This is a genomic window from Blastococcus sp. LR1 (assembly GCF_020166105.1).
Lineage (GTDB): Bacteria > Actinomycetota > Actinomycetes > Mycobacteriales > Geodermatophilaceae > Blastococcus.
Window position 1 is genome coordinate 310,523 of record NZ_JAIUJY010000005.1, and the last position, 20,373, is coordinate 330,895.

Annotated in this window: 17 protein-coding genes; 8 read left to right on the forward strand and 9 right to left on the reverse strand. The window is 74.3% G+C overall.

Annotation, left to right across the window (positions count from 1 at the left end; genetic code table 11):
• Positions 1 to 92 precede the first annotated feature (92 nt).
• A complete protein-coding gene (gene smc / locus LBW97_RS16435; RefSeq protein ID WP_224500428.1) occupies positions 93 to 3,659 on the forward strand; it encodes a chromosome segregation protein SMC in 3,567 nt (1,188 codons plus the stop codon).
• Here smc and LBW97_RS16440 read toward each other — a convergent pair.
• From LBW97_RS16440 to LBW97_RS16450, 3 genes are read right to left on the reverse strand one after another with little or no spacing between them, the layout of a single operon-like run.
• A complete protein-coding gene (locus LBW97_RS16440; RefSeq protein ID WP_224500429.1) occupies positions 3,625 to 4,122 on the reverse strand; it encodes a hypothetical protein in 498 nt (165 codons plus the stop codon). The genes smc and LBW97_RS16440 overlap by 35 nt on opposite strands.
• Before the next feature lie 14 nt (positions 4,123 to 4,136).
• Complete coding sequence (locus tag LBW97_RS16445) at positions 4,137 to 4,949, reverse strand: endonuclease/exonuclease/phosphatase family protein (RefSeq protein ID WP_224500430.1); 813 nt, start codon at positions 4,947 to 4,949, stop codon at positions 4,137 to 4,139.
• Between the two features lie 12 nt (positions 4,950 to 4,961).
• Positions 4,962 to 6,635: an alkaline phosphatase D family protein gene (locus LBW97_RS16450; protein WP_224500431.1), complete on the reverse strand. Its 1,674-nt coding sequence runs from the start codon at positions 6,633 to 6,635 to the stop codon at positions 4,962 to 4,964.
• Positions 6,636 to 6,710: 75 nt separating this feature from the next.
• Here LBW97_RS16450 and ftsY point away from each other — a divergent pair, with 75 nt between their 5' ends.
• Entirely contained in the window at positions 6,711 to 7,898 is a 1,188-nt protein-coding gene (gene ftsY / locus LBW97_RS16455) for a signal recognition particle-docking protein FtsY (protein WP_224500432.1), read from the forward strand.
• On the opposite strand, the gene LBW97_RS16460 is transcribed toward ftsY, so the two are convergent.
• The 5 genes from LBW97_RS16460 to LBW97_RS16480 all read right to left on the reverse strand — a co-directional run bounded on the left by LBW97_RS16460 (position 7,895) and on the right by LBW97_RS16480 (position 11,440).
• Positions 7,895 to 8,695, reverse strand: coding sequence for a hypothetical protein (locus LBW97_RS16460; protein ID WP_224500433.1), 801 nt, complete (start codon positions 8,693 to 8,695; stop codon positions 7,895 to 7,897). The genes ftsY and LBW97_RS16460 overlap by 4 nt on opposite strands.
• A 202-nt stretch (positions 8,696 to 8,897) precedes the next feature.
• Entirely contained in the window at positions 8,898 to 9,647 is a 750-nt protein-coding gene (locus tag LBW97_RS16465; RefSeq protein WP_224500434.1) for an energy-coupling factor ABC transporter ATP-binding protein, read from the reverse strand.
• A complete protein-coding gene (gene cbiQ, locus LBW97_RS16470) occupies positions 9,644 to 10,426 on the reverse strand; it encodes a cobalt ECF transporter T component CbiQ (protein WP_224500435.1) in 783 nt (260 codons plus the stop codon). The genes LBW97_RS16465 and cbiQ overlap by 4 nt, the downstream gene beginning before the upstream one ends.
• 1 nt (position 10,427) lies before the next feature.
• Positions 10,428 to 10,742, reverse strand: a complete 315-nt coding sequence (locus LBW97_RS16475; protein WP_224500436.1) for a PDGLE domain-containing protein — start codon at positions 10,740 to 10,742, stop codon at positions 10,428 to 10,430.
• Positions 10,739 to 11,440: an energy-coupling factor ABC transporter permease gene (locus LBW97_RS16480; protein WP_224500437.1), complete on the reverse strand. Its 702-nt coding sequence runs from the start codon at positions 11,438 to 11,440 to the stop codon at positions 10,739 to 10,741. Before LBW97_RS16480 ends, LBW97_RS16475 begins: the two co-directional genes overlap by 4 nt.
• Before the next feature lie 214 nt (positions 11,441 to 11,654).
• Here LBW97_RS16480 and LBW97_RS16485 point away from each other — a divergent pair, with 214 nt between their 5' ends.
• The 6 genes from LBW97_RS16485 (at position 11,655) to LBW97_RS16510 (ending at position 18,817) form a co-directional block, all read left to right on the forward strand.
• Positions 11,655 to 12,986 carry an ammonium transporter gene (locus LBW97_RS16485; protein WP_224500438.1) on the forward strand — a complete coding sequence of 444 codons (1,332 nt, stop codon included), beginning with the start codon at positions 11,655 to 11,657 and terminating at the stop codon, positions 12,984 to 12,986.
• Positions 12,983 to 13,321 carry a P-II family nitrogen regulator gene (locus LBW97_RS16490; RefSeq protein ID WP_224500439.1) on the forward strand — a complete coding sequence of 113 codons (339 nt, stop codon included), beginning with the start codon at positions 12,983 to 12,985 and terminating at the stop codon, positions 13,319 to 13,321. Before LBW97_RS16485 ends, LBW97_RS16490 begins: the two co-directional genes overlap by 4 nt.
• Positions 13,322 to 13,441: 120 nt before the next feature.
• Positions 13,442 to 15,805, forward strand: a complete 2,364-nt coding sequence (locus LBW97_RS16495; protein ID WP_224500440.1) for a [protein-PII] uridylyltransferase — start codon at positions 13,442 to 13,444, stop codon at positions 15,803 to 15,805.
• Between the two features lie 82 nt (positions 15,806 to 15,887).
• The gene (locus tag LBW97_RS16500) at positions 15,888 to 16,076 is read left to right on the forward strand and encodes a hypothetical protein (RefSeq protein WP_224500441.1); all 189 of its coding nucleotides are present in this window, start codon (positions 15,888 to 15,890) and stop codon (positions 16,074 to 16,076) included.
• 78 nt (positions 16,077 to 16,154) lie between these two features.
• Positions 16,155 to 17,735, forward strand: a complete 1,581-nt coding sequence (ffh, locus tag LBW97_RS16505) for a signal recognition particle protein (RefSeq protein WP_224500442.1) — start codon at positions 16,155 to 16,157, stop codon at positions 17,733 to 17,735.
• Positions 17,732 to 18,817 carry an amidohydrolase family protein gene (locus LBW97_RS16510; RefSeq protein WP_224500443.1) on the forward strand — a complete coding sequence of 362 codons (1,086 nt, stop codon included), beginning with the start codon at positions 17,732 to 17,734 and terminating at the stop codon, positions 18,815 to 18,817. Before ffh ends, LBW97_RS16510 begins: the two co-directional genes overlap by 4 nt.
• Positions 18,818 to 18,865: 48 nt before the next feature.
• On the opposite strand, the gene LBW97_RS16515 is transcribed toward LBW97_RS16510, so the two are convergent.
• A complete protein-coding gene (locus LBW97_RS16515; protein ID WP_224500444.1) occupies positions 18,866 to 20,251 on the reverse strand; it encodes an LCP family protein in 1,386 nt (461 codons plus the stop codon).
• Positions 20,252 to 20,373: the final 122 nt, after the last annotated feature.

The following is a 20,373-nucleotide window of genomic DNA, read 5'->3' on the forward strand; positions in this document are numbered from 1 at the left end:
CCCCCCACCCCTCGCTCCGCTCGGTGCGGTCCCCTACGGCGAGGCCGTTACAGTGGCCGCCTGTCGTCGTTACCGGCGGTTAAGGTTCCTCTGTGCACCTCTCCAGCCTGACGCTCAAGGGCTTCAAGTCCTTCGCGTCCGCGACGACGCTCCGGCTGGAGCCCGGCATCACCGCCGTCGTCGGTCCCAACGGGTCGGGCAAGTCCAACGTCGTCGACGCCATCTCCTGGGTCCTCGGAGAGCAGGGCGCGAAGAGCCTGCGCGGCGGCAAGATGGAGGACGTCATCTTCGCCGGCACCGCCGGCCGCCCCGCCCTCGGCCGGGCCGAGGTGACGCTCACGATCGACAACACCGACGGCGCGCTGCCGATCGAGTACACCGAGGTGTCGATCACCCGCCGCATGTACCGCTCCGGTGAGAGCGAGTACGAGATCAACGGCGACAAGGTGCGTCTGCTCGACGTCCAGGAGCTGCTCAGCGACTCCGGCATCGGCCGCGAGATGCACGTCATCGTCGGCCAGGGGCAGCTCGACGCCGTTCTCTCCGGCCGCCCGGAGGATCGCCGCGCCTTCATCGAGGAGGCCGCCGGCGTCCTCAAGCACCGCAAGCGCAAGGAGAAGGCGCTCCGCAAGCTCGACGGGATGCAGGCCAACCTCGACCGGCTGGCCGACCTCACCGCCGAGCTCCGCCGCCAGCTCAAGCCGCTGGGCCGCCAGGCCGAGGTCGCGCGCCGTGCCGCCGGTGTGCAGGCCGATCTGCGCGACGCGCGGCTGCGACTGCTCGCCGACGATCTCGTGCAGCTGCGCGACGCGCTGAACCGGGACGTCGCCGACGAGACGGCGGCCCGCGAGCGCCGCAGCACCGTCGAGCGGGAGCTCTCCGTCGTCGGCAAGCGGGAGTCGGAGCTGGAGCGCGAGCTGGCCGCAGGGGCGCCGCAGCTGCAGACGGCGTCGGACACCTGGTACCGGCTCTCCGCCCTGGGCGAGCGCTTCCGCAGCGTCGCCCAGCTGGCCGCCGAACGACACCGGCACCTCTCCGCGGCGGCACCGGCCGCAGCCGCCGGACGGGATCCCGACCAGCTCGACGCCGAGGCCGACCGGGTGGCCGCCACCGAGGCCGAACTCGCCGCCGGGCTGGCTGCCGAGCGGGAGCGGCTCGCCGCGGTCGTCGCCGGGCGGGCAGAGCTGGAGACCGCGCTGACCGCCGCCGAGAAGGCCTGGGTCGCCGCCGCACGCGCGCTCGCCGACCGCCGGGAAGGGCTCGCCCGGCTCTCCGGTCAGGTCGCCGCCGCCCGGTCCCGGGTCGGCGCCGGACAGGCGGAGATCGACCGGCTCACCCTCGCCGCGAGCGAGGCCGCGGACCGCGCGGAGGTCGCCGCCGACAAGCTCGCCGACCGGCGCGGCTCGGTGGCCGAGCTGGAGGACACCGACCTCGCGCTGGTGGCCGCGCACGAGGACGCGCTCGCCGCGCACGCCGCCCTCGCCCGCCGGGTGACCGAGCTGACGGAGGCCGAACGCGCCGCCGAGCGCGACCGCGCTTCCTGGCAGGCCCGCCGGGACGCCCTCGCCCTGGGGCTCACCCCCGCCGACGGCGCGGCCGCGGTGCTCGGATCCGGACTGGCCGGCGTCGTCGGCCCGGTCACCGAGCAGCTCACCGTCGCGACCGGCGACGAGGTGGCCGTCGCCGCCGCGCTGGGCGGGATGGCCGACGCCGTCGTCGTCACCGGGGTGGCCGAGGCCGCGGCCGCGCTGGAGCACCTGACCCGCACCGACGGCGGTCGCGCCGGGCTGCTCGTGACCGGTGGTCTGCCGCCGGTGCCGCGGGACGGCTGGCCGGAGCTCCCCGCGGGCGCCCGGTGGGCGCTGGACGCCTTGCAGGCGCCGGAACCGCTGCGTCCTGCCCTCGCCCGGGCGCTGGAGCGGGTGGCGCTGGTCGCCGATCTCGACGCCGCCGTCGCGCTGGTGCGCACCCACCCCCGGGTCCGCGCGGTCACGGCCGCCGGCGCGTTGCTCGGTGCGGACTGGGCCGTCGGCGGCCAGGTCGACGCCCCCTCGAACCTGGAGCTGCGGGCCCGCGTGGAGGAGGCCGGCGCGGAGCTGACCGCCGCGATCGCCCGGGCCGCCGAGCTCGCGGAGCAGCTCACCGTCGCCCGACAGGAGGCCCAGGCGCGGTCGGCCGACGTCGACGAGGCGCTCGCCGCTCGTCAGGCCGCCGACCGCACCCGCTCCGCCGAGGCCGCCGCGCTGGCCGAGCTCGGCGCCGCGGCCCGGTCCGCGGCGTCGGAGGCCGAGCGCTCGCTGGCCGCCCGGGTGCGGGCCGAGCAGGCGCTCGAGCAGGCGCAGGAGGCCCAGACCCGCCTCGAGGCGCAGCTGGCCGACGCCGAGGCCGCACCGGTCGAGGAGGAGCCGCCCACGGAGGAGCGCGACCGGCTGCGTGCCGAGGTCGCCGCCGCCCGACAGGCCGAGACCGAGGCGCGCCTGGCGGTCCGCACCGCCGAGGAGCGGGCACGGGCGCTGCAGGGCCGGGCCGAGTCCCTCCGTCGGCAGGCCCGGCAGGAGCGGGCCGCGCGGGAGCGGGCCGCTGCCGCCCGGGAGGCCCGTCAGCGCGGTGCCGCGGTGGCCGCCGTCGTCCGCACCGACGCCGATGCCGCGCTCGCCGCGCTCCAGGTCTCGCTCGCTCGCGCGGCCGCCGAACGGGACGCGCTGGCGACGGCGCGCAGCGGCTTCGAGGCCGAGCTGCTCGAGATCCGCAGCAGGGTCCGTGCGGCGACCGCGGAGCTCGACCGGCTCACCGACGAGGTGCACCGCGACGAGGTGGCGCGCACCGAGCAGCGCCTCCGGATCGAGTCGCTGGAGGGCCGGGCCGCCGAGGAGTTCGGGGTCGACCTGCCCACGCTGATCGGTGAGTACGGGCCGGCGGCGCCGGTGCCGCCTCCGCCCCAGCAGGTGGCCGCGGCGGAGACGGCGGGGGAGCCCGTGCCCGACCCCGAGCCCTACGACCGCGCCGTCCAGGAGCGACGGGTCGCCCGCGCCGAGCGCGACCTCGCCACCCTCGGCAAGGTCAACCCGCTGGCGCTGGAGGAGTTCGCGGCGCTGGAGGAGCGGCACACCTTCCTCGCCACCCAGCTGGAGGACCTGAAGAACACCCGCAAGGACCTGATGACCGTCGTCCGCGAGGTCGACGACCGGATCCACGACGTCTTCGCCGCCGCGTTCGCCGACGTCGCCCGGGAGTTCGAGCAGGTCTTCGCCACGCTCTTCCCGGGCGGCTCCGGCCGGCTGGTGCTCACCGAGCCCGACAGCATGCTGACCACCGGCGTCGAGGTCGAGGCGCGGCCGCCGGGGAAGAAGGTCAAGCGGCTGTCGCTGCTGTCCGGCGGCGAGCGCTCGCTGACCGCCGTGGCGATGCTCGTCGCGATCTTCCGTGCCCGGCCCTCGCCGTTCTACGTGCTCGACGAGGTCGAGGCGGCGCTGGACGACGTGAACCTGGGCCGGCTGCTGGTGCTGGTCGAGCAGCTGCGCTCGACCTCTCAGCTGATCATCATCACGCACCAGAAGCGGACGATGGAGATCGCCGACGCCCTCTACGGCGTGAGCATGCGCGGCGACGGCATCACCGGCGTGATCAGCCAGCGGCTCCGCGAGCTCGAGACCGCCTGAGCCCCGGCCGGCGGCCTGGCGCACGGGGAACGGCGTGCCGGCCGTATCCGAGGTCGGTGCGGGGCGGCAGGCCGGCCCACCAGGCGGCGAGCACGAGCAGCGCTCCCACCGGGAGCCACCACAGCTCGTCCTCGTTGTGGTCGGGGTCGAACATCGAGCTCGAGGTGCGGCGCAGAGCCAGCTCGGTGCCCGCCGGGTGGCGCCGCGCGGTCTGCAGCTCGACCACGCCGTCCGCCGTCGCGACCTCGCACGTCGTGACTGCCCCCGGCAGGCGGTCGACCGGCCGTTCCGTGCGGCAGCCGACGACCTCGCCGCTGTCCGGCCGGCTCCGCAGCTGGTCGGCCAGCGCCGTCCCGCCGAGGGCCAGGCAGACCACGGCCGCCGTCAACACGGCGAACCACTGCCAGCGGTCCCACCACCGGCTCGACCGCCGGGCGCCGGACTCCCGTCGCAGGACGTCCATGCCCCTCCCGTCGGTCAGACGCCGCTGCGGACCTCGAGGTCCACGACGAGCGGCAGGTGGTCCGACGCCCCCTCGGCGTCCAGCACGTAGGCACCGGCGACCGCGACCCCGGAGGAGACCCACACCTGGTCGATCCGCCGGTGCGGCGAGCGCGCCGGGTGGGTGTTGCCGGACTCGGTCTGCCAGAACTTCCAGCCCGCCTGGTCGTCGCGGGCGCGCGCCAGCTTCCAGGCGTCGGTGAACCGCTGCCGCAGCGCGTCGAGCTCGGGGGCGTCGGGCTCGGTGTTGAAGTCGCCGACGAGGACGCCGGTGTCCATCGGCTCGGTGTGCAGGTCGGTCAGGGCCGATACCTGGGCGGCGCGCTCCTCCGCGGACCGCGTGGTCAGGTGGGTGGCGGTGATCCACAACGCCCCGCCGTCCAGCTCGACCATGGTCCGCAGCGCGCTGCGCGGCTCGCCGCCGCCGGGCAGCCGGTGCACGTCGCTGATCAGGATCGGCAGCCGGGAGAGCAGCGCGTTGCCGTACTGCCGGTGCGGCTCGTCGTCCGGTCGGCGGTCGTCGTTCCCCCCGTCGATCGCCGGACCCCAGGCCAGCTGCATGTCGAGGGCCCGGGAGAGCAGCACGGCCTGGTCGACGTCCTCGCTGCGCGCGCCGAACCGCCGGTCGACCTCCTGCAGGCAGATGACATCGGCGTCCACCGATGCCAGCAGCTTGGCCAGCCGGGGCAGGTCGTGCCGGTCGTCGTCGCCCACGCCGTGGTGGGTGTTGAAGGTGACCAGCCGCACGGGGATCGGTGGCTGGTCGGGACCCGGGGCCGGCTTCGTCACCTCTCCACCCTCTCAGGCGTCGGACAGCGGCTCGTCGAGAACCTGCCGGAGGTGCTCGTCGCCCTGCTCCGACACCGAGAGCAGGAAGCGGGCCTCCCGGCCGCTCAGCACCAGCTCGCCGATCTGGTTGCCGAAGAAGGGGCCGGCCCGCTTGTCCCACTCGAGGGCGGTGGGCTCGGCCTTCACCAGCCGGGCCAGGCGCTCGGTCCACCGACGCGCCGCCCCACTCCAGCCGATCCGGAAGCCGACGCGGATGGGGTGCGGTGCCTGGTTGTGCAGCGGCGAGACGGTGAGCTGGTGCACCCGGGCCTCGAGCCCGCCCGGGCGCACCAGCTCGGCGGCGTAGGCGTGGTGGACGTCGCCGGAGAGCACCAGCGCGGTGGCCGGTGCGCGGCCGTGCTCGCCGCGGGCGACCGAGGTCAGCGCCCGCCCCAGCCGCTCGAAGGAGTGCCCGAACGCCGCCCAGTGCTCCAGGTCGGCGCCCTGCCGGATCTTCTCGGCCAGGCGCCCACGGAGCCTGCCGTGGTGGCGGACGTTGAGGGTCTCGTTCCACCGCTCCAGGTTGTGGATCGCGTGGGGCAGCAGCCAGGGCAGCGAGGTGCCGACGATCAGGTGCTCCACGCCCTCGTCCACGGCGCGGCGCATCTCGGTCTCGACCCAGGCGAACTCGTCCTCGTCCAGCATCCGGCGGTGCGACTCCTCCAGCACCCGGCCGGCCCGGCTGTCGACCATGATCAGCCGCGCGTCGCCCCAGTGCCGCACGAAGCTCCACCGGATGGTCGCCGGCTCGGCGTCGGCCAGCTCGGCCATGGCGCGCAGCATCGGCTCGGCGTCGCGGGTGGGGTCGTCCGCACTCAGCCCCTGGATCGCCTGCCAGGTCCCGTCCTCCGCCAGCTCGCGCGGGCTGAGGTTCCCCAGGTGCTGGTAGACCCAGTAGCTGACCAGGCCCCCGGTGATCCGCCCGTGCCACCAGGGCTCGCGGGAGACCGTCGACCGCCACGCCGCCGAGGTGTTCCAGTCGTCGATCATCTCGTGGTCGTCGAAGATCATCGAGGACGGGATCGTCGACAGCAGCCACCGCACCTGCGGGTCGGTCCACGACTCGTAGTAGAGGCGGGTGTACTCCTCGAAGTCCGCGACCTGGTCGTCCAGGGACCGGCGCTCGGTCCGGGCGTCGCGACGGCGGTGCAGCAGCGACTTGGTGTGCTCGGTGAGCTCGTCGGCGTACACCTGGTCGCCGAGCAGGACGAGGGCGTCGGGCCACTGGTCCTGGGGTTGCGCGACGATGCGTTCGGCGTAGAGGTCCAGCGCGTCCGGCGGGATGCCTTCGGATTCCTCGACCGTGCGGGGGCTGGCGTAGCGGCAGGAGCCGAAGGCCAGCCGGAAGGGGCCGGGGCGGCCGGGGGTGCGGATCCGGCTGGGCGGGAACGCGGAGTCCTCCGGCGGCCACACCCGGACGCCGTCCAGGTGCACCTCGTAGGGGGTCGCGCTGCCCGGCTCCAGGTCCTCCACGACGACGAGGGCGTAGTGGTGCCCGGCCACCGAGAAGCTGCGGGCCCGGCGGTCGAGGACGGCCACCTCGCAGGGCCGGTCGACCTCCACCCAGATCGTGGCGGAGACCGGGTCGACGTGCCGCAGCAGCGGTCCGAGCAGGAGGGCCGGGGCGGACGAGTCGGGATGCGGCATGCCCACAGAGTGGCGCATGGGTCTGTCAGCCGGGTCTCGCGTCCCCGCGAGCGCCGGGCTGGGAGACTGCCGGACATGGAATTCGTGCTGATCGCGATCGCGATCCTGGTCGTCGCGCTGATCGCCGGAGTGGGCCTCCTCGTCGGCCGCGGACGGCGGACGATGCGGCTGGACGACGACGACGCGGCCGGCACCACGCTCACCCGGCCGCGCCCGGCGGAGCCCCCGGCGCCGCCCGTCCCGTCCGGGTCGACCGCCTCCGGCCTCGGCCTCCCGCCGGAGACCGTCGAGCTGCCCCCGGCCCGGCCCGAGCCCGGCCTGGTCTTCGACACCCCGCTGCCCTCGGCCGGCCGGTTGGTGCGGCTGCGTTCGCGGCTGGCCCGCTCGCAGTCCTCGCTCGGCCGCGGCCTGCTCACCGTGCTCGCCCGGGAGAAGCTCACCGAGGACGACTGGGAAGAGGTCGAGGAGACCCTCCTGGCCGCGGACGTCGGCATCGCGGCGACCACGCAGATCGTCGAGCGGCTGCGCACCCAGTCGATGGTGCTGGCCACGGCGTCCGGCGCCGACCTGCGCGAGCTCCTGGTCACCGAGCTCACCGCCGTCCTCGGCCCCGACCTGGACCGGACGCTCGGCACCGACCGGCACGAGGGGAAGCCCGGCGTGGTGCTGGTGGTCGGCGTGAACGGCGCCGGCAAGACGACGACGGTCGGCAAGCTCGCCCGCGTCCTCGTCGGCGACGGCAGGAGCGTGGTCCTCGGCGCGGCCGACACCTTCCGTGCGGCCGCCGCCGACCAGCTGGAGACCTGGGGCGAGCGCGTCGGCGTCCTCACCGTGCGGGGCCGCGAGGGTGGCGACCCGGCTGCGGTCGCCTTCGAGGCGGTGCGCACCGGCGTGGAGGCGGAGGTCGACACGGTCGTCGTCGACACCGCGGGCCGGCTGCACACCAAGTCGGGCCTCATGGACGAGCTGGGCAAGGTCAAGCGGGTCGTGGAGAAGCAGTCGCCGGTCACCGAGGTGCTGCTGGTGCTCGACGCGACGACCGGGCAGAACGGCGTCGTCCAGGCGCGGGTGTTCACCGAGGCCGTCACCGTCACCGGAGTCGTGCTCACCAAGCTCGACGGCACGGCGAAGGGCGGCATCGTCGTCCGGGTGCAGCAGGAGCTGGGCATCCCGGTGAAGCTCGTCGGGCTGGGTGAGGGCGCCGACGACCTCGCGCCGTTCGAGCCGCGCGCGTTCGCCGAGGCGCTCGTCGGCGAGGCCTAGCGGCAGACCGGCACGTCGAAGTCGGTGTTGTGCACGTAGGGGCCGCCCTTGACGTCGCCGTTCATGAACGAGTTCGCCGGTGACCAGCGCCCGGCCCACTCGTCGGACTCGATGAGGTACCAGAAGCCGTCGGGCATGACGCTCGGGATGCTGGGCGCGTAGTACCGGCAGCGCACCTCGACGGTGGTGTCGGGCGGGACCGGCTGCCCCTGCCCCTGCAGCGTCCGCGGATCGGTGAACGTGTGGGCTCCGAGGCTGCCGGTGGTCTCGGGCCGGAGCTCGCCGTCGCCGGTGCTGGGCAGCGGGGGGAGGGGCTCGGGGGCGTCCTCGCGCAGCAGGAGGGCGATGGCGCCGCCGGCGACCACGACGAGCAGCGCCGCGGCCGCCGCCACCCACCGCCGTCGCCACCAGGGCCGAGCCGGAGCCACCTGGGGAGCGGCCGGGTCCGAGGCGGGCTCGGCGGACGGGGGTTCGTCGTCCCGGAACCCGGCGTGGACGAGTGCGGCGAGGACGGGCCCGCAGGTCTCGACCAGTCGCGGGGCCCCGGCGGCCTCCGGATAGCCGGGGGAGTTCTCCAGCGCCCAGGCGTCGAGCTCGCGCACGGCGCCCGTGACGGCGTTGCGCGGGTACCGCCCCTTGCACCAGTTGTCCAAGGTCCGGGGACTGACCCGGTTGCCCGACGTCCTGGACAGCTGGTCCCGGCCGCCGTGGGCGTTGACCAGCCAGGTGATCTGGCGGACGAACGGGTCGTCGACCGGCTTGCGGCCCCCGTGCTGGTCCGCCGTCGTGCTGGACATGCGACTCCCGTGTTCCGCAACCCCCCGCGATCGGCGCAAGTTACCGCAATCCCCGGACGGCGAGGTTCTCGCGGAGGACGGTGCGCGGTATTCCTGGGACGCCGCTCCCGCCCCTGACCACGGCGGGGCGGTCCGGCGCCCGCGAGGACTGCAGGGCCGGGAGGCGGCAGGGCTTCGGGGGCGCTGCCGCCTCGCGCCGGCGTCAGCCGGCCGGTCGCGGGGAGAAGCCGTAGGGCAGTTCCAGGCGGTGGGCGGCGAGCAGCGGGGCGTCCGCGAGGACCTCGTGCGTGGCGCCGTCGCCGACCACCACGCCGTCGTCGAGGATCACCGAGCGCGCGCACAGCTGCGCGGCGTACGGCAGGTCGTGGGTGACCATCAGCAGCGTCACCGGCAGGGCGTCGAGGACCTCCGCGAGCTCCCGCCGGCCGGCCGGATCGAGGTTGGACGACGGCTCGTCGAGCACGATGATCTCCGGCCGCATGGCGAGGACCGTGGCGACGGCGATCCTGCGTCGCTGGCCGAACGACAGGTGGTGCGGCGGTCGGTCGGCGGCGCCGGACATGCCCACCTGGTCCAGCGCTGTGGTGACCCGGGCGGCCACCTCGTCCTCGGACAGCCCGAGATTGCGCGGGCCGAAGGCGACGTCCTCGCCGACGGTCGGCATGAACAGCTGGTCGTCGGGATCCTGGAACACCACGCCGACCCGGCGGCGGATCTCGGGGAGCGACCGCTTCGTCACGTCCAGCCCCGCGACGCTCACCCGGCCGCGGCCGCCGCGCAGGATGCCGTTGAGGTGCAGCACCAGCGTCGTCTTGCCCGCGCCGTTGGGGCCGAGCAGCGCGACCCGCTCGCCCTTCTCGATGCGCAGGTCGACGCCGAACAGGGCCTGGTGACCGTCGGGATAGGCGAAGGCGAGGTCCTCGACCAGCAGCGACGGCGGGGGAGCGGTCACCCGGCCAGCGTCCCGGTCAGCAGGACGCAGGCCGCCGCCGCGGGGAGGGCCAGCGCCACCGCCCAGCCGCGCGCGTCGACCGCGGCAGCCGGGCCGGCGGGCAGGGTGCCGGTGTAGCCGCGGCTCAGCATGGCCAGGTGGACCCGCTCGCCGCGCTCGTAGGAGCGGACGAACAGCGCGCCGGCGGTGGCGGCCAGAACGCGCAGGCCGCGCAGTCCGCCACCGGTGAAGCCGCGCGACTCCCGGGCCACCCGCATCCGGTGCAGCTCGGAGCCGACGACGTCGGCGTACCGGATCATGAACATCAGGATCTGGACCAGCAGCTGCGGCAGCCGCAGCCGCTGGAGCCCGCGCAGCAGTGCCCGCGGCTCGGTCGTGGCGGCGAGCACGGTGGCGGCGAGGATCGACAGCGTGGCCTTGGCCAGCAGGCCTCCGCCGGCGGCGAGGCCGCTCTCGGACAGGGAGAGCCCGAGGACCTCCACCCGCGGCCCGCGCGCGACGAAGGGCAGCAGCAGGGCGAACGCCACGAACGGCACCTCGACGACCAGCCCCCGCACCAGCCGGCCTGGGCCCACCCCGGCCAGCGCGGCCGCGCCGAGGACCGCGAGCAGGTAGCCGGCGTAGGCGGCCGGCGCCCACGGTGCGTGCACCGGCGTGCTGACGACGACCAGCGCGAAGGCGAGCACCGCGACGAGCTTGGGATGCGGCTCCAGGCGGTGGACGACGGTGCTGCCGGGGAGGTAGCGGGCCGTGAGGGCACCCCCGTGGCCCGCTCCCACGTCAGTTCTGGCCGGTGGTGGTGGTGCCGCGGCGGCGCAGCAGCCAGGTGACGCCGCCGGCGAGGGCGAGGGTCAGCAGCACGCCCACGACGCCGGCGGCCCCGGCCGACAGCCGGTTCTCCTCGCCGTTCCAGAGGTAGTCGGCGAACGGCGACCCCGCCACGGCGCTGTCCTCGGCGGTGTGCGCGAAGCCGGCCTCCTCGGCGGCCCACTCGAGGCCGTCGGGGGAGCCGCTGGCGTACCAGCTCACGAACCCGGCGACGAGCAGGGCGACGGCGACGCCGACGATCCAGAGGGTGCGGCCCCGGCGGGTCATCGGGTCGCTCCGGCAGCGGCGGGACGACGGTCCTCGAGCAGGGCGCTGGTGCGCAGTCCGCGGGCGCCGTGCACGAGGTCGGGCCGGACGGCCAGCACCGCGCCGACGACCGCGACGGTGATGGCCGCCTCGCCGATGCCGATGAGCAGGTGGACGCCGGTCATCGCGGAGACGACCGCGCCCATCGGTACGTCGACGGTGGCGCCGAGGGCGAACAGCCCCACGAAGGCGAGCGCGGAGGCTGGCACCGAGAGGAAGGCGGCGACGCCGGTCGCGGCCAGCACCCCGGTGCGGGTGCGGGGCAGCACCGCGCTCAGCCCGCGGAACACGCCGTAACCGACGACGACCGCCACCAGGCCCATCAGGGTCACGTTGGTGCCCAGCGCGGTGATGCCGCCGTCGGCGAAGAGCACGGCCTGCACGAGCAGGACCGCGGTCATGCACAGCACCGCGGTCCACGGTCCGACCAGGACGGCGGTGAGGACGGCACCGATCAGGTGCCCGCTGGTGCCCGCCGCGATCGGGAAGTTGAGCATCTGCCCGGCGAAGACGAAGGCCGCCGTCAGCCCGGCGAGGGGCGCGGTGCGGTCGTCGAGCTCGGCGCGCGCCTTGCGCAGCGCCAGGGCGACGGTGCCCGCGGCGAGCGCGCCGGTGGCGAGAGAAGTGGCCGGATCGAGGAATCCATCTGGGACGTGCACGGCGTCGACCTTATTGCACATCGTTCGCAACTGGGTCGGGCGGGAGGCCGTCCGCCCCCCGGCGCAACACTCCCGCAACGAAGCGGCGGGACACGCGCAGCGGAGTTCACCGGACCGAAACCTGGCGCGGTCGTCGGTGGAAACACCGTCCCGGCACGGTGAACGCCACTCGACACGGGTCGCGCCGCGGCCCCGAACACCTCAGGAGGTAGCCGTGGTGAACACCGGCGACACCGCCTGGATCCTCACCAGCGCGGCGCTCGTGCTGCTGATGACCCCCGGCCTCGCGCTCTTCTACGGCGGCATGGTCCGCGCCAAGAGCGTGCTGAACATGATGATGATGAGCTTCGGGGCGCTGGCGCTGATCAGCGTGCTCTGGGTGCTCTACGGCTACTCGATCGCCTTCGGCGACGACCTCGGGGCCGGACTGCTCGGCGACCCGACCCAGTACTTCGGCCTCAAGGGCCTGATGGAGGACACCACCGGCGAGGAGGGTGGGCTGCCCGTCATGGCGTTCGTCGGCTTCCAGGCCGTCTTCGCCATCATCACCGTCGCGCTGATCTCCGGTGCCATCGCCGACCGCGCCAAGTTCGGCGCGTGGATGGTGTTCGCCGGCGTCTGGGCGACCGTCGTCTACTTCCCGGTCGCGCACTGGGTCTTCGACTTCAGCCTCGACGAGCACGTCGGCGGCTGGATCGCGAACAACCTCGAGGCGATCGACTTCGCCGGTGGCACCGCGGTGCACATCAACGCCGGTGCCGCGGGCCTGGCCCTCGCCCTGGTGCTCGGGAAGCGTCGCGGCTTCGGCCGCGAGGCGATGCGCCCGCACAACCTGCCGCTGGTCATGATCGGCGCCGGGCTGCTGTGGTTCGGCTGGTTCGGCTTCAACGCCGGCTCCGCCCTCGCGGCCAACAACACCGCGGCGGTGGCCTGGGTCAACACCCTCGTCGCGACCGCCGCGGCCACGCTGGGCTGGCTGCTGGTGGAGAAGCTGCGCGACGGTCACTCGACCTCGCTGGGCGCCGCCTCCGGTGTCGTCGCCGGTCTGGTCGCCATCACCCCGGCCTGTTCCGCGGTCTCGCCGGTCGGCGCGATCGTCGTCGGCGCCGTCGCCGGTGCGCTCTGCGCCCTGGCCGTGGGCCTGAAGTACAAGCTGGGCTACGACGACTCGCTCGACGTCGTCGGCGTCCACCTCGTCGGTGGGCTCTGGGGCACCATCGCCATCGGCTTCGTGGCCGACCCCGACGCCCCGGCCGGCGTGGAGAGCCTGTTCTTCGGCGGCAGCGTCGACCAGCTCTGGAAGCAGGTCCTCGGTGCGCTGGCGGTTCTCGGTTTCTCCTTCTTCCTTACGCTGGTCATCGGCATCGTCATCCAGAAGACGATGGGCTTCCGGATCGACGAGGAGGACGAGATCACCGGCATCGACAACGTCGTGCACGCGGAGTCGGGCTACGACTTCGCCTCGCTCGGCAGCAGCGGGTCCACCGCACCACTGGCCGGCCAGGCGCGTGCCGAGGCCCGGAGCACGGAAGGGATGAAGGCATGAAGCTCGTCACCGCGATCGTCAAGCCGTTCAAGCTCGACGACGTCAAGAACGCCCTCGAGCTGATCGGCATCGCCGGCCTGACCGTGAGCGAGGTCCAGGGCTTCGGCCGTCAGCGCGGCCACACCGAGGTCTACCGCGGTGCGGAGTACCAGGTGGACTTCGTCCCCAAGGTGCGCATCGAGGTGGTCGTCGGCGAGGTCGACGCCGCCCGTGTGGTCGACGCGGTCGTCGAGGCGGCCTCCACCGGCCAGATCGGTGACGGGAAGGTGTGGGTGACGACGATCGACGAGATCGTCCGCGTCCGTACCGGGGAGCGCGGCGACGACGCTCTGTAACACCAGCCGGACGAGCAACTGAGCACGCCGGCCGGGGAGCGGATCACCCGCTCCTCGGCCGGTGTCCTCGTTTCTGGCGACGTCCCACCCATCCACGTTGGACCACTTCGAGGGGGAGTCGTGCTGGACACCGAGGCGCTGCCGCGGATGAGCCGTGCCGAGCGGGTCGCGACGCTGGACGCCTGGCTGGCGGGACTGCTCGCCGAGGCGGTCGGCGGCACGCCTCCGCCGAAGCCGCGCCGCGGGAGTCCGCCCCCGAGGACCGGGACCGACGGGCTCGCGCTCGTGGCGGTCGGGAGCCTCGGCCGCCGGGAGCTGCCGCCGTACGGCGACCTCGACCTGGTGCTCGTGCACGAGGGCCGACCGGAGATCGCGGCGATCGCCGACGCGCTCTGGTACCCCGTCTGGGATGCCGGTCAGCGCCTGGACCACTCCGTCCGCTCGGTCGCCGAGGCGGTCACCGTCGCCTCGACCGACGCCAAGGCGGGCCTCGGCCTCCTCGACGCCCGGCTGGTCGCCGGCGACGCCGAGCTCGCCGCCCGGCTGCGCACCGCGACGCTGGCCAGCTGGCGGCAGCACGCGTCGCGGCTCCTGCCGCAGCTGCGCGACCTCCGTCAGGAGCGCGCCTCCCGGCTCGGCGAGCTGGCCTTCCTGCTGGAGCCCGACCTCAAGGAGGCCTACGGCGGCCTGCGCGAGGGGCAGGTGCTGCGTGCGGCGGCCGCCGCGCAGGTGGCCGACGAGCCGAGCGCGGAGGCCGAGCAGGCCTACGCCTTCCTGCTCGACGTCCGGGACGAGCTGCGTGCCCGCAGCGGGCGGGCCGGCGACGTCCTGGTCCGGCAGGAGCAACGCGCCGTCGCCGACGCGCTCGGGCTGGCCGACGAGGACGTCCTGCTGCGCGAGGTGAGCCTCGCCGGGCGACGGCTGGCCTTCATCGCCGACGAGACGTGGCGCCGGACCGAGGCTGCGCTCGTGCGGCGTCCCCGGGGTCGGTACCGCAGGGTCCGGCGGGAGCCGCTGGCCGAGGGCGTCGTCCGGCAGGGCGACGAGGTGGTGCTCGCCCGCGACGCGCGGCCGGCCGCCGACCCGGGCCTGGTGCTGCGCGCCGCCGCCGCGGCGGCCCGGGCCGACCTGCTGCTCTCGCCGTACACGCTCAAGGTGCTCGCGGTGCACAGCCCGCCGCTTCCCGAGCCCTGGCCTCCGGAGGCCCGCTGGTCGTTCCTCCGGATCCTGGCCAGCGGCCGGTCGGCCGTCCGGGTACTGGAGCAGCTGGACCAGGAGGGGCTGCTCTCGCGGATGCTGCCGGAGTGGGACCGCGTGCGCTCGCTGCCGCAGCGCCACCCCTGGCACCGCTTCACCGTCGACCGGCACCTCGTGGAGGCCGCCGCCGCGGCCAGCGAGCTCACCCGCGACGTCGACCGTCCCGATCTGCTCCTCGTCGGGTCGCTGCTGCACGACATCGGGAAGGGCTATCCCGGCGACCACAGCGTGGTCGGTGAGCCGGTGGCCGCCGAGATCGCGACGCGCATGGGGTTCTCGCCGCCCGACGTCGCCGTGCTGGGGACCCTCGTGCGCCACCACCTCCTGCTGCCGGCCACCGCCACCCGGCGCGACATCGACGACCCGGCGACCATCGAGCGGGTCGCCGACACCATCGGCCGGGACGCCTCGGTGCTGCAGCTCCTGCACGCGGTGGCCCAGGCCGACGGCGCCGCCACGAGCGCATCGGCCTGGTCGCCCTGGAAGGCGCACCTGGTGGCGGCGCTCGTCGCGCGGGTGCAGGGGGAGATCGGGGGCACCGTCGTCGAGGAGCCCGAGCCGGTGCTGCACCCGACGGAGCCGCAGTTCACCGCGCAGGTGGCGGGCGCCAGCGGTGCGGTCACCGTGGGCATCGAGGACGTCGCCGACGGGCAGCAGGTGACGATCGGCGCACCCGACCGGCCGGGGCTGCTCAGCACCTGCGCGGGCGTGCTGGCGCTCAACCAGCTCGACGTCCGAGCGGCGAACATGACCGTGGTGGACGGCTACGGCACCGGGGTCTTCGCGGTGCGGCCCCGCTTCGGCCGGGCGCCGGTGCCCGAGATCCTCGCCGACGGCATGCGCGCCGCGCTGGACGGCACGCTGCCGCTGGCCGAGCGACTGCGGCAGCGGGAGGCCGACTACCGCCAGGACGGCCGGGCCGCACCGCCTCGGATCTCGTGGCACAACGCCGAGGTGAGCGGGCTGGCCACCGGCATCGTGGAGGTGCGGGCGGGCGACCGGGCCGGCCTGCTCTACCGGCTGACGGCGGCGATCGCGGGGGAGGGGCTGGACGTGACCGGCGCCCGCATCGAGACCCTCGGCGGCGACGCGGTCGACTGCTTCTACGTGTGCAACCCCTCCGGCTCCCCGGTCGACCCGGTGCAGCGCGAACGGGTGGACTCCGCCCTGGCGGCGGCCACCCGCGGCGGGGGCGCGGTGGCGGTGGGGGCCGACACGGCCTCCTGACCTCCGCCGTTCTGTCGGAGGTCCGTGCGAGCGTCGGAGTCGATCGGGACGAACTGGTCCCGACTGCCGAGAGGAGCGCCGCGTGAGCGTCAGCCAGTGGCCCTGCCCCACCTGCGGGGACGACACGGAGTTCGTGCAGCCGCCCTGCGTCGACGGCCACACCGAGGGCGGCGCGGAGTGCCCGGAGTGGGCCTGCGCCGACTGCGGGACGGCGATCGTGACCGGCGACGCCGCTGTGCTGCCGGCCGCCGCCGCGGCGCGCGCGGCCTGAACGGTCCCGCGGCTCCCTGGATACGCTGGGGGACAGGTGGCGCGGCGAGCCCGCGCCCGTGACTGCTGAGGACGTGCTGTGTTCGAGACCCTCTCCGACCGCCTCGACAAGGTCTTCACCGGCCTGCGGGGCAAGGGTCGGCTCTCCGACGCCGACATCGACGCGACCGCGCGAGAGATCCGCATCGCGCTGCTGGAGGCGGATGTCGCGCTGCCGGTGGTGCGGGCCTTCATCGACGCCGTCAAGGAGCGTGCCCGCGGCGCCGACGTCTCGCAGGCGCTGAACCCGGCGCAGCAGGTCATCAAGATCGTCAACGAGGAGCTCATCGGGATCCTCGGTGGCGAGACCCGGCGCATCCGGCTGGCCAAGCAGTCGCCGACGGTGATCATGCTGGCCGGTCTGCAGGGTGCCGGTAAGACGACGCTCGCCGGGAAGCTCGGCCGGTGGCTCAAGGAGCAGGGGCACACCCCGCTGCTCGTCGCCGCCGACCTGCAGCGCCCCAACGCGGTCAACCAGCTCGCGATCGTGGCCGGCCAGGCCGGCGTCGACGCGTTCACCCCGGAGCCCGGCAACGGCGTGGGCGATCCGGTGCAGGTGGCCCGCGACTCGATCGAGCACGCCCGCCGCACCATGCACGACGTCGTCGTCGTCGACACCGCCGGCCGGCTGGGCATCGACGCCGAGCTGATGCAGCAGGCGGCCGACATCCGTGACGCCGTCCGGCCGGACGAGACGCTGTTCGTCGTCGACGCGATGATCGGCCAGGACGCGGTCAACACCGCCCAGGCGTTCCAGGAGGGTGTCGGGTTCTCCGGCGTCGTCCTGACCAAGCTCGACGGCGACGCCCGCGGTGGTGCCGCGCTCTCGGTGCGGCACGTGACCGGCCAGCCGATCATGTTCGCCTCCACCGGCGAGAAGCTCACCGACTTCGACGTCTTCCACCCCGAGCGGATGGCCTCGCGCATCCTCGGCATGGGCGACGTGCTCACCCTCATCGAGCAGGCCGAGAAGACCTTCGACGCCGACCAGGCCGAGCGCATGGCCGGCAAGCTCGCCTCCCGTGAGGGCTTCACGCTCGAGGACTTCCTCGAGCAGATGATCGCCATCCGCAAGATGGGCCCGATCGCCAACCTGCTCGGCATGCTGCCCGGGGCCGGTCAGATGAAGGAACAGCTCAAGCAGCTCGACGACCGCGAGCTCGACCGGATCACCGCGATCATCCGGTCGATGACGCCGGAGGAGCGGGTCAACTCCAAGGTCATCAACGCCTCGCGGCGGGTGCGCATCGCCAACGGCTCCGGCCGCAGCGTCACCGACGTCAACCAGCTGCTGGAGCGCTTCGCGCAGGCCCAGAAGATGATGAGCCAGATGGCCGGCAGCATGGGCCTGCCGGGCATGGGCCCCATGTCGAAGAAGCAGCGCGGCCGGCAGCAGCAGGCGCAGGCGGCGCGCGGCAAGGGCAAGAAGGGCAAGGGCGGCAAGGCCAAGGGTGGTCCCGCCCGGCGCCCCGTGGGCGCGCCCGGCCTCCCGCCGGGCGCCGGGTTCCCCGGTGGCGGCAACCCCTTCGGCGGCGGGATGCCCGGGCTTCCCCCGGGCCAGGGGCTGCCGGATCTCAGCAAGCTGAACTTCGACCAGTTCAAGGACGACCAGGGCAAATGACGGCGCCCGCGCTCCACCTCGCCGGTGTGGTGCTCCCCGAGGGGGAGCACCGTGATGTCTGGGTGCGCGACGGGCGGTTCACGTTCGAGCCGGTGCCCGGCGCGGAGACGGTCAGCCGCGGCGGCTGGCTGATCGCCGGCCTGGTGGACGCACACTGCCACGTCGGGATCCTGCGCGGCGGCGGTCACGCCGAGGACCTCGCCGAGGCCCGGGCGCAGGCGCTCACCGAGCGGGACGCCGGGGTGCTGGCCCTGCGCGACTGCGGTTCCCCGGTGGACACCCGGGCGCTGGACGACGAGCCCGACCTGCCGACGATCATCCGGGCCGGACGGCACATCGCGCGCACCCGCCGGTACATTCCCGGGCTCGGCATCGAGATCGAGCCCGAGGACCTGGTCGAGCAGACCCGGATCCAGGCCCGCCGAGGTGATGGCTGGGTGAAGCTCGTGGGGGACTGGATCGACCGCTCGGTCGGCGACCTGGCGCCCGAGTGGCCAGCCGACGTCGTGGCCGCGGCGATCACGGCCGCGCACGAGGAGGGCGCCCGGGTCACCGCGCACACCTTCGGCACCGACGCCCTGCCGGCGCTCATCGAGGCCGGCATCGACTGCATCGAGCACGGCACCGGGCTCACCGAGGAGCTGATCGGCGAGATGGCCCGCCGGGGCACCGCCGTCGTCCCGACGTTGGTGAACGTGGAGAACTTCCCGGGCTTCGCCGATGCGGGGGAGAAGAAGTTCCCGACCTACGCCAGCACGATGCGGCGGCTCTACGCGCACTCCGGTGCGGTGGTGCGGGCCGCGTTCGAGGCCGGTGTGCCGGTGTTCGCCGGCACCGACGCGGGCGGCGGCATCGACCACGGCGTGATCGGCGACGAGATCCGCGCGCTCTGCGAGGCGGGCATCCCCGCCGAGGACGCACTGGCGGCCGGCTCGTGGAAGGCCCGGGAGTGGCTGGGTCTGCGCGGCATCGAGGAGGGAGCGCAGGCCGACGTCGTCGTCTACGAGACCGACCCGCGTGCGGACCTCGATGCGCTACAGCGACCGCAGCGAACGATCCTGCGCGGCCGGGTCGTCGCCTGACGGTTCACTACAGCCGCTGTACGTTCTCGCTGCTCCGCCCCGAGCGCCTCAGTAGATGCAGCCGGTGTCCGCGGCCGTCCGGGCCTCGTCCCCGGCCGCCGGTGCGGCCGGGGACTCCGCGTCCGGAGCCTGTCCGATGCCGTTGAAGTCCGAGCCCAGGACGAGCTGCACGGTGCCCGGCGTCGCGTCGTCGGCAACCGTGACGACGGCGCCGGGGACGACGGCGGCGAGCCCGGCGGCCAGTGCCTCGTCGCCGGCGGCGTGCCGGATCTCGGTCCTCTCCAGGTCGGAGGAGGCGGCGTTGCCGGCGGAGGCGACGGTAAAGCCACCCGTCTCCAGCTCGTCGCGCGCCGATGCGGCGAGCCCGCTGATGCCCGAGCCGTTGAACACCGCCACGGAGACCTCGGACGGGTCGGCGGGCTCCGGCGCACCGCCCTCGGGTGCCGATTCCTCGGGCTCGGCCGACAGCTCCGCGAAGAAGGTGTGCAGCGTCTCGACGTCATCGAGCTCCACGATCGAGCGGCCTTCCTCGTCCCGGCCGTCGGGGTTGACGATCGGGATGGTCCGGAACTCGATGGCCTCGGCGGTGACCGACTGCATCTGCTCGGCCAGCTGGAGCAGGTCGAGGTTCTCGTCGACGGTGAGCGAGTCGGCGGCGGCCTGGACCAGCTCGCGCTGCTTGCCCAGGTCGAGCAGCACCTCGTCGGAGAGCATCTTGCGGAGCACCCCGGCGATGAAGACCTGCTGGCGGACGATCCGGTCGATGTCCACCCGCGGCAGACCGTGCCGCTGCCGGACGAACTTGAGCGCGTCGGCCCCGCTGATCGTCTGCTTGCCCGCGGGGAACACCGCGCCGGAGTAGAACGAGTCGTCGACGGCCTCGCAGAGGTTCACCTCGACCCCGCCCACGACCGAGGTCAGGTTGAAGAAGCCGAGCAGGTCGACCTCGGCGTAGTGGTCGATCTCCAGACCGGAGAGCCGGCTGATCGTCTGGACCAGGAGCTGGGCCCCGGCGGCCTGGCGCTCGCTCTCCGACGCCGAGTCCTCCACCCCGTGATAGCCGTAGGAGTAGGCGGCGTTGAGCTTGTCCTCGCCATGGCCGGGGATCTCCACGTAGGAGTCGCGGGGGAACGAGACGAACGACGCGCCGGATCCGTCGGCGGGCACGTGCACCAGGATCATCGTGTCGGTGTTGACGCCGGAGTCGGTGCCGGCGTTGAGCTCCGCGAGCTGCTCCTCGGTCAGGTCGCTGCGGCTGTCGTTGCCCGCCAGCAGCAGGTTCATCGCCTCGCCGTCGCCTTCGTTCCCCTCGTTCGGGATGGCGTCGGTCCGGTTGACCGTCGCGTCGGCGACCTGGCCCAGGTACCAGCCCCAGCCGGAGCCGGCGAGCAGCACCGCTGACAGCACGGCGGCGACCGCGCGGCCGGCGCCCACGGCCCGGCGGCCTCGTCGGGCCGGCGGCGCCGGCCCGGCGGGCGTGCCGCCGCCCCGGGATCGCGGCGGTAGGCCGGCGCGCGGATCGAGGCGCGGGGGCAGCGGGCGGCCGGAGGGGGCGT

Bases quoted from the DNA above. Each gene is read 5' to 3' on its own strand.
- LBW97_RS16475 (WP_224500436.1), bottom strand. From the start codon at position 10,742: ATGACCCGCCGGGGCCGCACCCTCTGGATCGTCGGCGTCGCCGTCGCC.
- ftsY (WP_224500432.1), top strand. From the start codon at position 6,711: ATGGAATTCGTGCTGATCGCGATCGCGATCCTGGTCGTCGCGCTGATC.
- LBW97_RS16460 (WP_224500433.1), bottom strand. From the start codon at position 8,695: ATGTCCAGCACGACGGCGGACCAGCACGGGGGCCGCAAGCCGGTCGAC.
- LBW97_RS16440 (WP_224500429.1), bottom strand. From the start codon at position 4,122: ATGGACGTCCTGCGACGGGAGTCCGGCGCCCGGCGGTCGAGCCGGTGG.
- LBW97_RS16490 (WP_224500439.1), top strand. From the start codon at position 12,983: ATGAAGCTCGTCACCGCGATCGTCAAGCCGTTCAAGCTCGACGACGTC.
- LBW97_RS16510 (WP_224500443.1), top strand. From the start codon at position 17,732: ATGACGGCGCCCGCGCTCCACCTCGCCGGTGTGGTGCTCCCCGAGGGG.
- LBW97_RS16450 (WP_224500431.1), bottom strand. From the start codon at position 6,635: ATGCCGCATCCCGACTCGTCCGCCCCGGCCCTCCTGCTCGGACCGCTG.